14 protein-coding genes and 1 tRNA gene are annotated in these 13458 nt (G+C 72.3%); 8 read left to right on the top strand and 7 right to left on the bottom strand.

From position 1 onward, the window contains the following. Positions 1-72 precede the first annotated feature (72 nt). The 5 genes from ABZ464_RS36435 to ABZ464_RS36415 all read left to right on the top strand — a co-directional run bounded on the left by ABZ464_RS36435 (position 73) and on the right by ABZ464_RS36415 (position 4685). A complete protein-coding gene (locus tag ABZ464_RS36435; protein ID WP_359284610.1) occupies positions 73-1203 on the top strand; it encodes an SPFH domain-containing protein in 1131 nt (376 codons plus the stop codon). Between the two features lie 117 nt (positions 1204-1320). Next, on the top strand, positions 1321-1926 hold the full coding sequence (locus tag ABZ464_RS36430; RefSeq protein WP_359284608.1) for a lytic polysaccharide monooxygenase: 606 nt from the start codon (positions 1321-1323) through the stop codon (positions 1924-1926). Positions 1927-2011: 85 nt separating this feature from the next. Then, positions 2012-2434, top strand: a complete 423-nt coding sequence (locus ABZ464_RS36425; RefSeq protein WP_359284605.1) for a DUF3592 domain-containing protein — start codon at positions 2012-2014, stop codon at positions 2432-2434. Between the two features lie 120 nt (positions 2435-2554). Next, positions 2555-3022, top strand: coding sequence for a DUF3592 domain-containing protein (locus ABZ464_RS36420; protein ID WP_359284603.1), 468 nt, complete (start codon positions 2555-2557; stop codon positions 3020-3022). A gap of 34 nt (positions 3023-3056) precedes the next feature. Beyond that, entirely contained in the window at positions 3057-4685 is a 1629-nt protein-coding gene (locus ABZ464_RS36415) for an AMP-binding protein (RefSeq protein WP_359284600.1), read from the top strand. A 108-nt stretch (positions 4686-4793) separates the two neighbouring features. Here ABZ464_RS36415 and ABZ464_RS36410 read toward each other — a convergent pair. After that, a tRNA-Lys gene (locus tag ABZ464_RS36410) sits at positions 4794-4867 on the bottom strand. A 188-nt stretch (positions 4868-5055) separates the two neighbouring features. On the opposite strand from ABZ464_RS36410, the gene ABZ464_RS36405 reads away from it, so the two are divergent. Beyond that, a complete protein-coding gene (locus ABZ464_RS36405; protein ID WP_359284598.1) occupies positions 5056-6156 on the top strand; it encodes a ferritin-like protein in 1101 nt (366 codons plus the stop codon). Between the two features lie 139 nt (positions 6157-6295). Here the strand turns inward: ABZ464_RS36405 and ABZ464_RS36400 are convergent, their stop codons facing one another. The 6 genes from ABZ464_RS36400 to ABZ464_RS36375 all read right to left on the bottom strand — a co-directional run bounded on the left by ABZ464_RS36400 (position 6296) and on the right by ABZ464_RS36375 (position 11210). Further along, positions 6296-7054, bottom strand: a complete 759-nt coding sequence (locus ABZ464_RS36400) for an IclR family transcriptional regulator C-terminal domain-containing protein (RefSeq protein ID WP_359284596.1) — start codon at positions 7052-7054, stop codon at positions 6296-6298. A 196-nt stretch (positions 7055-7250) separates the two neighbouring features. After that, positions 7251-7982: an ectoine/hydroxyectoine ABC transporter ATP-binding protein EhuA gene (gene ehuA / locus ABZ464_RS36395; protein ID WP_359284593.1), complete on the bottom strand. Its 732-nt coding sequence runs from the start codon at positions 7980-7982 to the stop codon at positions 7251-7253. Next, positions 7972-8622: an ectoine/hydroxyectoine ABC transporter permease subunit EhuD gene (gene ehuD, locus ABZ464_RS36390; protein ID WP_359284590.1), complete on the bottom strand. Its 651-nt coding sequence runs from the start codon at positions 8620-8622 to the stop codon at positions 7972-7974. The genes ehuA and ehuD overlap by 11 nt, the downstream gene beginning before the upstream one ends. Next, positions 8619-9263: an ectoine/hydroxyectoine ABC transporter permease subunit EhuC gene (ehuC, locus tag ABZ464_RS36385; protein WP_359284588.1), complete on the bottom strand. Its 645-nt coding sequence runs from the start codon at positions 9261-9263 to the stop codon at positions 8619-8621. The genes ehuD and ehuC overlap by 4 nt, the downstream gene beginning before the upstream one ends. Then, positions 9260-10099 carry an ectoine/hydroxyectoine ABC transporter substrate-binding protein EhuB gene (gene ehuB, locus ABZ464_RS36380; RefSeq protein WP_359284805.1) on the bottom strand — a complete coding sequence of 280 codons (840 nt, stop codon included), beginning with the start codon at positions 10097-10099 and terminating at the stop codon, positions 9260-9262. Before ehuB ends, ehuC begins: the two co-directional genes overlap by 4 nt. Before the next feature lie 160 nt (positions 10100-10259). Beyond that, positions 10260-11210 carry a D-2-hydroxyacid dehydrogenase gene (locus ABZ464_RS36375; RefSeq protein WP_359284587.1) on the bottom strand — a complete coding sequence of 317 codons (951 nt, stop codon included), beginning with the start codon at positions 11208-11210 and terminating at the stop codon, positions 10260-10262. Positions 11211-11384: 174 nt separating this feature from the next. Between ABZ464_RS36375 and ABZ464_RS36370 the strand changes: the two genes are divergently transcribed. Together ABZ464_RS36370 and ABZ464_RS36365 are read left to right on the top strand one after the other, a co-directional pair. After that, the gene (locus ABZ464_RS36370) at positions 11385-12137 is read left to right on the top strand and encodes a decarboxylase (protein ID WP_359284585.1); all 753 of its coding nucleotides are present in this window, start codon (positions 11385-11387) and stop codon (positions 12135-12137) included. 226 nt (positions 12138-12363) lie between these two features. After that, the gene (locus ABZ464_RS36365; protein WP_359284802.1) at positions 12364-13443 is read left to right on the top strand and encodes an LLM class flavin-dependent oxidoreductase; all 1080 of its coding nucleotides are present in this window, start codon (positions 12364-12366) and stop codon (positions 13441-13443) included. Positions 13444-13458: the final 15 nt, after the last annotated feature.

The raw sequence follows: 13458 nt of genomic DNA, 5'->3' as shown, positions 1-13458 counted from the left end.
CAGGCCCCTCAGGCCGTCCAGGCCGCTCACTCACTGTCATGGCGTATCTGGCGCGGAGGCTGGAGGCACGCAATGCACCCGACCACTTCACACACACCTGAACCGGAGAACCCCTCGGAGCCGGGTGCGGCGGACGACCCGCCGCGGGGCGGGCGGCTCATCCAGAACGAGGCGACGACCGAGATCCCCGTACACCTGCTGTTCCGGGACGAGGCCGAGCCGCGGTCGGTGGCGGTGGGACCGGCCGTGGTGGCGAGCCGGAGCGGGGAGCAGCCGAGGCTGCGGCGGCCGGTGGCGGCGAAGGCGCGGCCGGTGGCCGAGGTCGACCCGGACCTGGTGGAGCGGGCCGCGCGGGTGCTGCCCGGTGCGGCCGGGGTGCTCGCCGGGGTCTGCGGGGCGGCCGGGTGCGTGGCCGCCTCCTGGTGGGCGGGGGTGCTGCCGCCGCTGGTGGCGGAGGCGCTCCGGCTGCCCGCGTGGGCGGGGGCCGGGCTCGGTCCGGCGCAGTGGGCGGCGTACGCGGGAGCGGGGACCCTGGGGCTGTTCGGGTTCGGGGGGCTGGCCCGGGGACGGACCGGGCGGGCCTGGGTGCTGGGCCTGTTCGGGCGCTATCGGGGCACGGTCCGACGCACCGGTCTCCTCTGGGTCAACCCGCTGCTGCTGCGCCGTCAGGTCGACGTACGGCTGCGGCACTGGCGCAGTGAGCCGATGCCGGCGGCCGACGGGAGCGGGGTCGCGCTGCGGGTGGTCGTCCTCGTCGTGTGGCGGGTGCGGGACACCGCGCGGGCCACGCTGGGTGTGGAGGACCACGAGACGTATCTGCGGGAGTGCGTCGAGGCGGCGCTCGCGCGGATCCCGGTGGAGCCGCCGGGTGCGGGCCGGGGGTCGGTCGAGGCGGCGGGGGAGGCGCTGACCCGGCGGGTCGCGCGGGACGCGGGCGCGATCGGCGTGGAGGTGTTCTCGGTGCAGCCGCTGCGGATCGAGTACGCCCCGGAGGTGGCCGCCGCGATGCACCGGCGCCGGATCGCCGCGCTCGACGCCCAGCACCGGGCGACCGTGCTGACCTCGGTGGTCGACTCGGTGGAGGACACGGTGACCCGGCTGACCATGCGCGGTCTGGTGGAGCTGGACGACTACGAGCGCAAGGCGCTGGTGAAGGACCTGACGGTGGCGTTCGCGGCGGGCCGTGGGGAGCAGGCCCCCTGAAATCCCCTCCGCGATTGGTCTGGACATGTCCATGAACCGGCAATAATCTCGCACTTGGTCTAGACCTGCACGGCAGCTCGGCTCAGTGAACTCCCCACGTTCTCCAGGAGCGGCAGCATGCGCAAAAAGACCAGGTGGTACGCCGCCGCGCTCGGGCTCACCACGGCGGGAGCCTTCGTGCTCTCGGCCGGCGGCGCGAGCGGCCACGGCTACACCGATCTGCCCGTCAGCCGGCAGAAGCTCTGTCAGAACGGCACGGTCACGAACTGCGGCGACATCCAGTGGGAGCCGCAGAGCGTCGAAGGTCCGAAGGGCTTCCCGGGCTCAGGGGCGGCCGACGGATCGATCTGCTCCGCGAACAACACCCGCTTCGCCCAGCTCGACAGCCCGAAGACCCCCTCGGGCGGGGCGTGGCCGACCACGAAGGTGACCGGTGGTCAGAGCTACACCTTCCGCTGGCAGTTCACCGCGATGCACGCCACGACCGACTTCAAGTACTACGTCACCAAACAGGGCTGGAACCAGAACCACAGCCTGGCCCGCTCCGACCTCACCCTCACCCCCTTCCTCACCGTCCCCTACGGCGGACAGCGTCCGCCCGCCACCCTCTCCCACAGCGGCACGCTCCCCTCGGGTCTGTCCGGCCGGCATGTGATCCTCGCGGTCTGGACGATCGCCGACACGGGCAACGCCTTCTACGCCTGCTCCGACGTCACCTTCTGAGAGACCGTCGGATAGGGTCCGGATCCGCGTGCGTCCTCACCGGCGCGCGCGGGTCCTGGCATCGACGTACGGGGGTAGCGGGCGCATGGATGCCGTCGACATGGTCTTCGTCCTGCTCATCATCGGTTTCCTCGCCGCGGCGTACGCGATCGTGCGCCGGACCCGGCAGCGGCGGGCGGCCTGGGAGAGCGGGCTGACCGCGCGGGGCCGGGTGGTGCGGCAGTGGCGGACCACCCAGGTGGTCAACAACGTGCCCCGCACGACGCAGTGGCACGAGTACGACTACACGACCGCCGACGGCCGCGCCGTCGTCTTCAAGGAGGGCGGCGGTCCGCACACCCGCGCGGTCGGCGACGAGGCCACCGTCTACTACACGGCCGAGGACCCGGAGCGGGCCACGGCCGCCCCGCCGCAGCCCGGCAAGGACACGGCGTCCACGGCCTTCGCCCTGGTCCTGTTCGGCGCCGGAGTCGTCCTGATGATCAAACTGCTGGTGACCGGCCCCTGAACCGGCCCCTGAACCGGCTCCCGAGTTCTGAGCTTCCCTTGAGTCAACCCCGCCCTACGTGCGGGTAGGTTCCCTGCACACCGGCCGCGCAGGCCGGTGACCGGAGTTCGGGGGGCTCGTATGGACATCTTCTTCTTGATCATCCCGTCGATCATGATCGTGGGCATCCTCCTCGCGATGTACACCGTGATCAGCCGCTCCCGCCGGACCACCCGGGCCTGGGGCAGCGGTCTGACGGCCGAGGCGCGCTGTCTGCGGACGTACACGACGACCGGGTCCGGCGGCGGTGAGCACCACCGGGTGACGACGGTCCTGCACCACGTCTACGAGTTCACCACCCGCGAGGGCCGCACGGTCCGGTTCGAGGAGGAGAACGGCCCGGGGACGACGCTGGAGGGGGACATCGTCACCGTCTTCTACCCGGGCGACCACCCCGAGCGGGCCACCGCCCGGCCCCCGGCGCACGGCCGGCTCTTCGCTGAGTCCGGCTGTCTGCTGGTCTTCCTCGGGGTGGCGCTCCTGTTCTGCGTCGGCTTCATGATCAGCGTCGAGGCCGCGTTCTCCGCCTGGGACGACGTCGCGCCATAGTCTTCTGACGGTACGTCAGCTACCGTGCGCCTCCATGGAGTCCGTCGCCGAACTCGTAGCGCGCCGCTGGGACGACCACCGGCCGGGACTGTGGTGCGAGGAGCCCGGGAGCCCCGGGGCAGCGGTCCTCAGTCATCACGAGATCGCGGCCGGTGCCGCCGCCCGGGCCGCCCTTCTCGCCGATCTGCTGTCGCCGGACGCCGCACCCCATCTGGGGCTGCTGCTGGACAACACCCCGGAGTTCCCGCTGTGGCTGTCCGCCGCGGCGCTCGCCGGCGCGGCGGTCGCCGGGATCAACCCCACCCGCCGGGGCCCCGAGCTGGCCCGGGACATCCTGCACACCGAGTGCCGGCTGCTGATCACCGAGCGGGCGCACCTCCCGCTGCTCGCCGGGCTCGACCTCCCCGGAGTCCGTGTCCTGGTGACCGACACGGAGGAGTACGGGGCTCTCCTCACGCCCTACGCGGACGCCCGCCCGGACCCGTCCCGGGCCCGCCCCGCCGACCGGCTCCTGCTCTACTTCACCTCCGGTTCGACCGGCGCCCCCAAGGCCGCGATCTGCACCCAGGGCCGGCTGGCCGCCGCGGGCCGGTCCCTGGCGGCGCAGTTCTCCGTCGCGCCGGACGACGTGCACTACGTCTGCATGCCGATGTTCCACGGCAACGCGGTGATCGCCGACTGGGCCCCCGCGCTGGCCGCCGGAGCCGGGGTGGCGCTGCGCCGGCGCTTCTCGGCCTCCGCGTTCCTCACGGACGTACGGCGCTACCGGGCGACGTACTTCACCTATGTCGGCCGGGCGATCCAGTACCTGCTGGCCACCGAGCCGGGCCCCGACGACCGGGACCATGTGCTGCGGCTGGGTTTCGGGACGGAGGCGGGGGTGGTGGACGCGGCGGCCTTCGAGCGGCGGTTCGGGGTGCGGCTGGTGGAGGGATACGGCTCCTCGGAGGGCGGCGCGGCGGTGCAGTGGTCGCCGGGGACACCGGCGGGCGCGGTGGGGCGGGCGGGGCCCGGGCTCGCCGTCCTCGACGCGGAGTCGGGGAGGGAGTGCCCGCCGGCCCGCTTCGACACCGCCGGGCGGCTGCTGAACGGGGACGAGGCGATCGGGGAGCTGGTCAACCGCGGGCCGAACCCGTTCGAGGGGTACTGGCGCAACCCGGAGGCGGAGTCCGAGCGGCGCCGGGACGGCCTGTACTGGACCGGCGACCTCTTCTACCGCGACCCCGACGGCTACCTCTACTTCGCCGGGCGTACGGATGACCGGATCCGCGTGGACAGCGAGAATCTCGCCGCCGCGATGATCGAGAACATCCTCGCCCGGTACGAGGGCGCGCATGCCGTCGCCGTGTACGCCGTGCCGGACCCGGTCACCGGGGACCAGGTGATGGCGACGATCGCGGGGGAGTTCGCACCGGAGGCCTTCGCCGCGTTCCTCGCCGCCCAGCCGGACCTGGGGACGAAGATGGCGCCCCGGTTCGTCCGGGTGGTGGAGCGGATGCCCGTGACCGCCACCAACAAGATCCACCGCGCGCTGCTGAGACGGGAGGGGCTGCGCTGCGCCGACCCGGTGTGGTGGCGCCCCCCGGGCGAGCCCGGCTACCGCCCGCTGACCGCCGAGGACGCCGAAGGGCCCCTCGTGATGTCCACGAGGGGCCCTTCTTGACGGGGGTGTGGGTGGCGGAGCCCCCACCACGCGCGGCGCAGCCGCGCAGACACGACGATGGCGGCCTGTGTTCGCGCTTTCTGCGAACACAGGCCGCCATCGTCATCGTGCGCCGCCAGGGACTCGAACCCCGGACCCGCTGATTAAGAGTCAGCTGCTCTAACCAACTGAGCTAGCGGCGCATGACTCTCGCCGTCCGCCCTTCGGCGGCTGGCGACAGAGAAAATACTACCTGGTCCCGAGCGGTGCTTCCGACCACCGGCCGGGCGGGTGAACCACGCGATCGCATAGTCGTATGTCACATGCCGACCCCGCTTCCCGGCCGATGGTGGTGGCCCAGCCTCGTTCCACCGACCCGAAGGGGCCCGCCGTGACCACCGTGGAGCTCGACTACAGCAGCGACGGAATCGTCCGGCTGCTCAGGACACCGCCCGAGCAGCGCTCACCGTCCTGGCTGAAGGACGCGCTGCAGCAGGCGATCATGCTGGAACTCGCCACCCTGCCGCCCTATCTGTGCGGCTGGTGGTCGCTGCTCCAGGACACCGACTCGGGGAAGGCGGCGGCCGCCGCCATCCGCGTGATCGTCTTCGACGAGATGTCGCACCTCGGGCACGTCTGCAACCTGCTCACCACGATCGGCGGGAGCCCGCGCATCGCCGACCCGAGTGTGCTGGCCCCGTACCCCTGCCCCCTGCCCGGCGGGGTGCGGCCCGCGATCAATCCCGGCCTGGAGGTCTACCTGGGCGGGCTGACGAAGGACTCGGTCGAGATGTACTCGCAGATCGAGGCGCCCGAGGAGCCGCTGGCCCAGCTCGTGCTCGAAGAGGAGACGTTCGCGTCGATCGGGCTCTTCTACACCGCGATCCTGGAGGCCTTCCGGGTGCACCAGGGGGAGATCAGGGGCACGCGGCAGGTGATCAAGGAGATGGACCACGGGGAGGGGAACAGCCTCTTCGCGATCAGGTCCCTCGCCGACGCCGAGAAGGTGATCACGATCATCAAGGAGCAGGGCGAGGGGACCGAGAAGACGCCGGACAACCCGTTCCCCGGGGTCGCCGGGGAACTGTCCCACTACTACGTCTTCCGGGAGATCTTCCGGGGACGGAAGCTGAAGAAGATCCAGGAGACTCCCCCGAAGTGGGACTTCCAGGGGGACCCCATCCCGTTCCCGAACGCCCGCCCGATGGGCAAGGTGCCGAAGGGCGGCTGGGCGAACGACCCGGCCACCGTCCCGGACGCGACCGCGCGGGCGGAGCTGGACAAGGGCAACGCGGCCTTCAGCGCGATGCTGCACTCGCTGGAGGAGGCATGGAAGCAGGACCGGCAGGAGGACGCCGACCAGCACCTCGGCGCCGCGATCGGCCACATGTTCGCCCTCAAGGGGCCGGCGGTGAAACTGATGAACATGCCCCTCCCGAACGACCCCGCGAAGCGCTACGGACCGGAGTTCCGGTTCGTCGCCACCCCGTAGCGGCGCGGGTCCAGGGCCTGGCTGGGGCCTGTCGTTTGGATCAGGTCGGCTGAGCCGACGTGGCCTCTCGGCCGACCCGAGCGGGGTGTGACGCGCGTGCCACACCCCGCGACGCGCGGCATGATCCAAACGACAGGCCCTAGATCGCCAGGGAGAGCAGCACCGGGGCCGCGCTCCTGTTCAGGGCGTCGGCCGCGTGGCGCAGGCGGTGGGCGTGGGCGACGGGCAGGGACAGGGCCAGACAGCCGACGGAGGAGCCGGCGGTGATCGGGACGGCCGCGCAGACCGTGCCGACCGCGTACTCCTGGAGGTCGAGGTGCGGGACCGTCGGCGGCTGCGACTCCAGCCGGGACAGCAGCAGCCGGTCGCTGGTGATGGTGCGGGAGGTGAGGCGGGCCATCTTGTGCCGGGAGAGATGGTCCCGCCGGCCGTTGTGGTCGAGCTGGCCGAGCAGGCTCTTGCCGAGCGCGGTGGCGTGCGCCGAGGAGCGGAAGTCGAACCACTCGTGGACGGCGGGGGTGGCGGGGCTGTCGGCGTACTGGGCGATGGTGACCTCGCCGTCGACGTACCGGCTGACGTAGACGGCGGCGCCGATCGAGTCGCGCAGCCGGTCGAGGGTGCGCTGGAGCTGCTCGCGCAGGGCCTGCTGGCGGCCGTGGGCGGAGCCCAGGCGGGTCAGGGCGTCGCCGGTGACATAGGCGCCGTCGGCGACCTGCTCGACGTATCCCTCGCGGCGCAGCATGCGCAGGAGGGTGGTCAGCCGCTCCGTGCCCAGGCCGGTCTCGCGGGCGAGCTCGGCGTCGGTGACGCCGGTGGAGTGCCGCGCCACCGTCTCCAGGACGCGCAGGGCGTCCTGAGCCGAGTGGTACGGCGCGGTCGGCTCGTGCTTCAGCGCCACGGTGTTCCCCCCTGGTCGCTTTCTCTGGCCATGATCCTGGCAGCGAATCATCTCCACGATAACGGCCAAGGCGGCTCAGGGGAGGGGGTGTTGGCGAGAATATGGTGCGCCTTTGGTGCCCTCAACTGCGGCACTGACCCCCTGGCATATGCCAAAGTCATGTCCCGCCCTCACGCCCCGCGCGCGACCTGCCCCCTTACAGCACCGCGCTCAAGAACTCCCGGGTCCGCTCCTCCTCCGGCGCGCCGAAGATCTTCTCCGGCGGACCCGCCTCGACCACCCGCCCCGCGTCGAACATCAGTACCTGGTCGGAGATGTCCCGGGCGAAGTTCATCTCATGGGTCACACAGAGCATGGTGATGTCGGTGGTGGAGGCGATGTCCCTGAGGACATCGAGGACCCCGGCGACCAGCTCGGGGTCCAGGGCGGAGGTCACCTCGTCCAGGAGGAGCACCTTCGGCCGCATCGCCAGCGCCCGCGCGATCGCCACCCGCTGCTGCTGCCCGCCGGAGAGCCGGGACGGCCGGGCATCGCACTTGTCGGCCAGCCCGACCATCTCCAGCAGCGTGCGGGCCCGCTCCTCCGCCTCGTCCTTCGACAGCCCGAGCACGGTGACCGGGGCCTCGGTGATGTTCCTGAGGACGCTCATGTTCGGGAACAGGTTGAACTGCTGGAAGACCATGCCGATCTCCCGGCGCACCTCGCGGCGTTGCTTCTCCGAGGCGGGGAACAGCGGCTGCCCGTCCACCGTGATGGTGCCCGAGTCGGGCTCGGTGAGGGTCATCAGCATCCGCAGGATGGTCGTCTTGCCGGACCCGGAAGGACCGATGAGGGTGACATGGCTGCCGGCCTTCACGGACAGGTCCAGACGGTCGAGGACGGTGTGGTCGCCGAACCGCTTGGTGACGTTGCTGATCTCAACGGACAAGGCGTCGCTCCAGGGTGCGCAGAAGGAAGGAGGCGAGGGCGGAGATGACGACGAAGGCCACCCCGATCACCGTCAGCGGCTCCGTGAACCGGAAGTGCTGCTGGGAGAAGAGCCGCGCCCGGCCGAGCATCTCCAGCACGGTGATCGCCATCAGCAGCGGTGTGTCCTTGAGTATCGCGATCACGTAGTTGCCGAGCGCCGGCACGACCCGGCGGACCGCCTGCGGCAGGATCACCGCCCGCCAGGTGCGGCCCCTCGAAAGGTTCAGCGCGGTCGCCGCCTCCCACTGCCCGGCGGGCACCGCCTCGATGCCGGCCCGGTAGACCTGCATGGTGTACGTCGAGTAGTGCAGCCCGATCGCCAGGACCCCGGTGGTCATCGCCGACAGGGTCAGCCCCCACTCCGGCAGCACATAGAAGAGGAAGAACAACTGCACCAGCAGCGGGGTGTCCCGGACGAACTCCGTGACGACCCCGACCGGCCAGCGCACGAACCGGGTCGGCGTCCGCATCAGCAGCGCCCACAGCAGCCCCAGCGTGAACGAGATCAGCGACCCGAGGGCCAGCGCCTGGAGCGTGACGAGGGTCCCGTCCCGGAACAGCGGCATGAAGTCGCGTACGGCGGTCCAGTCCCAGTTCATCGCAGCCCCGCCTTCAGCCGGTGCTCAAGCCCTCGCATCAGCCGCGTCAGCAGGAACGCGATGACGAAGTACAGGAGCAGGACGTACGTGTAGATCTGCGCGCTCTCCTGGAGCGCGAGGCGGACCAGATTGCCGCTGAACGCCAGATCGCCCATGCCCATGACCGACACCAGGGCGGTGCCCTTGAGCAGCTCGACCAGCAGGTTCGAGAACGGCGGGATCATCTCCGGCACCGCCTGCGGCAGCAGGATCCTGCGCAGCCGCTGCCCGGCCGTGAACCCGAGCGCGACCCCGCCCTCCCGCTGCGCCGGATCGACCGCGCCGAGCGCCCCGCGCACGATCTCCGCGCCGTACGCCCCGTAGGTCAGCCCGAGCGCCAGCGTCCCCGCCCACATCGGCACCAGCTGCCAGCCGAAGGCGGGCGGCAGCACGAAGAACACCCAGAAGATCATCACCAGCGCCGAGGTCCCCCGGAACACCTCGGTGTAGCAGCCCGCGAGGAAGCGGACGAACCACAGCCGGTGGGTACGCGCGATCCCGACGGCGAACGCCACGGCCGCCCCCAGCGCCGCGCTGAACACGAGGAGCTGGACGGTCGTCCACGCCCCCCTGAGGACGAGTTCCCACAGTCCCGAGGTCATCCGCCGCAGAGCTCCTTCGCGGTCAGGTCCGTCATCTCGGCCTTCGTGAACCCGAAGGGCTCGAGGATCCGGAACAGCTCCCCGCTCTTCCTCAGCTTCCGCAGCTCGGTGTTGAAGGCGTCCCGCAGCCGGGTCTCGCCCGGCCGGAACGCGAACGCGCCCCCGTCGACGTGCGGTCTGCCGTCGACGAGCGGGGCGAAGGGCCTGGTCGACTCCGCCTTGCGGGACTTCTTCACGACCTCGCGGACGGTCAGGGCCGTCCCCGCGAAGACGTCGACCCGGCCCGCCTCGACCGCGTTCAGCCCGGCCACCTGGTCCGGCACGATCAGGATGTCGCCCTCCTCGTACCCCGCGTCCACGGCGTACTGGATCTCGGCGTACCCGGTCCCGGTGGCGAACCTGGCCTTCTTCTCCACCACGTCCCGGTAGCCGTGCAGCCCCTTCGGGTTGCCCTCGCGGACGATGAAGGCGTCCAGCATCTGATAGTCCGGGTCGGCGAAGAGCACCTGCTCGCAGCGCTCGGGATTGACGTACATCCCGGCGGCCACGACGTCGAACTGCTGGGACTTCAGCCCGGGTATCAGCGACCCGAACTCGGTGGGCACGGGCTGCACCGCGTCCACCCCGAGCCGCTTGAAGATCACCTCCGCCAGCTCGGGCGCCTCCCCGGTGAGCCGCCCGTCCTTGTCGATGTAGCCGAAGGGGATCTCGCCCGCTATGCCGAGCCGTACGACCCCGGCGGCGCGGAGCCGGTCGAGCAGGTCGCCGCCGTCCGCGGTGGACGCCGTGGCCACCCGCGAACAGCCCGCGGCGCCCAGCGCGCCGAGCGCCGCCACCCCCGCGAGCAGCGATCGACGGGTGGGGTTGTGGGGGTGTGCGGGTTGTCTGTTCGGTGTGTTCGGTGTGTTCGGTGTGTTCGGTGGAGCCATGGCCGCGCGGCTACCCGGGCGCCCACCGGTTATGCGGGGGCGGCGTGTGAGGGGAGTGTGGTGACCGTCAGCGGCCGGGGACGTATCCGCGCGCCTTGTCGACCACGTTCCGCAGCGGCCGGCCCGCCGCCCACCGCTCGAACAGTTCGACGAACTGCGCACCGAGTTCGTCGTGCCGGCCGACCGTCCCGCCGGCCAGGTGCGGGGACACCAGCAGGCCCGGGACCTGCCACAACGGGCTGTCGGGCGGCAGGGGTTCGGTGCCGAACACATCCAGGGCGGCGCCCGCGATCCAGCGGCTGCGCAGGGCCCGTACGAGTGCCTCCTCGACGACCAGGCCGCCGCGGCCGACGTTCAGGAAACGGGCCGAGGGCTGCATCACGCCGAAGCGGCGGGTGTCGAACATGCCCCGGGTCCGCTCGGTGAGCGGAGCCGCCGCGATCACCCAGTCGGCCCGGGCGAGCAGCCGGTCCAGATCGTCGGGGCCGTGGATGCCGGTGCGCGGGACCCGCCCGACGAGCGCGGTGGTGACCCCGAGCGCCTTGAGCGTGCGGGTGATCGCCCGGCCTACCGGGCCCGACCCGACGACCACGGCCCGGGTGCCGGCCACCCGCCGGCTCTCCCGGGGCCGCCACTCGCCGCGCGTCTGCGCCGCCCAGGTGCCCGGCAGATCCTTCGCCAGCGCCAGGACCAGCGCGGCCACGTACTCGGCGACCGGCTCCTCGAACACCCCGCGCGCGTTCGTCAGCACCGTGTCGGACGCGGCCAGTTCCGGCGACAGCACCCGGTCCACGTCCGCGCCCGCCGTGTGCACCCAGCGTGGCCGCGGCCCCGCGCCGGGCCAGGCGGCGCGCACCGCGTCCGAGGCGGTGTCCCACACCAGCAGGACGTCGGCCTCCGGCAGCAGTCCGCCGAGGGTGGCGCCGTCGGCGTGCAGCACCCGCACCCGGCCCGTGAGCCGGCCGAGCCGGGGGAGGGGCTCCGCGTCGAGGACGAGGAGCGTGGGGACGGCGGCCATCCGGTGCCTTTTCCATGACCAAGGGCCTGACGTGCGCGGACGGAACACGGTCGCACCCCGGCACACGGCCGTCAACACGGCCGGACCGCCAACCAGGTGAGGATGGGGCCCGTGGGCTGCGCACGCTGGGTACCCGGGTACTTCCGGAACAAGAGCAGCAGCAGGAAGGCCGTCATGACCGCACTCGGATTCCTCCACCCGGGCCACTCCGCCGAGGCCGACTACCCCCGTATCGAGCAGCTCCTGTCCAGCGACATCCGGGTGGACCTCGTCCGCGCCGACCCCGGGGAGGAGGGCGGGGAAGCCGACGGGGAGGAGGGCGGGTACACCGACGCCTCCCTGCGCCTGGGCGCGCCCCACCGGCTCGCGGCGGGCGTCGAGCAACTGCGGCTGTCGGGCGCGGAGGCGATCGTCTGGGCCTCCACGAGCGGCAGTTTCGGCTACGGCTGGGAGGGCGCCCACGAGCAGGTGCGCACCCTGGCCACGGCCGCCGGCATGCCCGCCTCCTCCACCTCGTTCGCCTTCGTGCACGCGACCCGGGAACTGGGGGCCGCGCGGGTCGCCGTGGGAGCGACGTACCCGCGGGACGCCGCCGGGCTGTTCGTGGAGTTCCTGCGGGCGGGCGGCGTGGAGGTGATCGCGCTGCACGCCGCCGGGGCCACGCCGGTGGAGGCCGGCGTCTGGGGCGAGGCGGAGGTGTTCGCGCTCGCGCGGGAGGCCGACGCCTCCGGCGCCGAGGCGGTCCTGCTGCCCGACACCGCCCTGCACACCGTCGCCTTCCTCCCGGCCCTGGAACGGGAACTGCGCAAGCCCGTCCTCACCGCGAACCAGGTGACCGTGTGGGAGGGGCTGCGGCTGACGGACCGGCGGGTGAACGCGCCGGGACTGGGGGCGCTGTTCACACGGGAGCCGATCGTGCAGGTGTGATCGGCATGGGGTGTGCGGGCTGTGCGGGCTGTGCCGTGCGGGCCGCGCGGTGCGGGCCGTGTCGTGCGGGAATAAACGGGGACACCCTCCTGTTAGAGGGCGGAGGACACCGCAAGCCCGACGACAGGAGGACCCCGTGGCGGCAGACGAGACGGTGACGGAGGGGACGGCGGCCGACGGCACGGCGACCGGCGGCACGGGGACCGACGCGGCGGCGGCCGACGGCATACGGGCCACCGCCCACGGCACCGCCCCCACCCCCCTCTCCGTCCTCGACCTGGTCACCGTCGGCTCCGGGCGCACCGCCACCGATGCCCTGCGCACCAGCGTCGACCTCGCCCGGCTCGCCGAGGCCCGCGGCTTCCACCGCTACTGGGTCGCCGAGCACCACTCGATGCCCGGCGTCGCCTCCTCCTCGCCCGCGGTGATCCTCGCCCACCTCGCCGCCCACACCGACCGCATCCGGCTAGGCTCGGGCGGCGTCATGCTGCCCAACCACGCGCCCCTCGTCATCGCCGAACAGTTCGGCACCCTGGAGGCGCTCGCGCCGGGCCGGATCGACCTCGGCCTCGGCCGCGCCCCCGGCACCGACGGGGCCACCGCCGCCGCCCTGCGCCGGACGGCCACCCTGCACGAGGGCGCCGACGACTTCCCCGAGCAGCTCGCCGAGCTCACCCGCTTCCTGGACGACGACTTCCCCGACGGCCACCGCTACCGCCGTATCCACGCCGTGCCCGGCCCGGTCCAGGCGACCTCGCCCGGGGGCGTGCAGTCCCGGCACCGCCCGCCGGTCTGGCTGCTGGGCTCCTCCGGCTTCAGCGCCCGACTGGCCGGACTCCTCGGTCTGCCGTTCGCCTTCGCGCACCACTTCTCCGCGCAGAACACCGTCCCGGCCCTGGACCTCTACCGGGAGTCCTTCCGCCCGTCCGCGGTGCTCGCCGAGCCGTACGCCCTGATCGGGGTCTCCGTCCTCGCCGCCGACGACGCACACGAGGCCCGCCGGCAGGTTCTCGCGACCGGCCTCAACATGGTCCGGCTGCGCACCGGCCGCCCCGGTCTCTTCCCCTCCCCCGAGGAGGCGGAGGCGCACGAGTTCAGCGAGCTGGAGCGGGAGTTCGTCGACTCCTGGACGGCGAACATCGTCCACGGCACCGCCGACGAGGTCCGCACCGGCCTCGACGACCTGCACAAGCGCACCGGCGCCGACGAACTGATGCTCACCAGCCACGCCCACCGCGGCGAGCTCCGCCTGCGGTCGTACGAACTGGTGGCCGACGCGTACGGACTGCCGACGGCCGCCGTGTAGGCGCCGGTGCCGGGG

Origin of the sequence: Streptomyces sp. NPDC005820, assembly GCF_040630255.1 — a bacterium.
Classification (GTDB): Bacteria; Actinomycetota; Actinomycetes; order Streptomycetales; family Streptomycetaceae; genus Streptomyces.
This window is presented reverse-complemented; position numbering and strand designations above follow the sequence as displayed.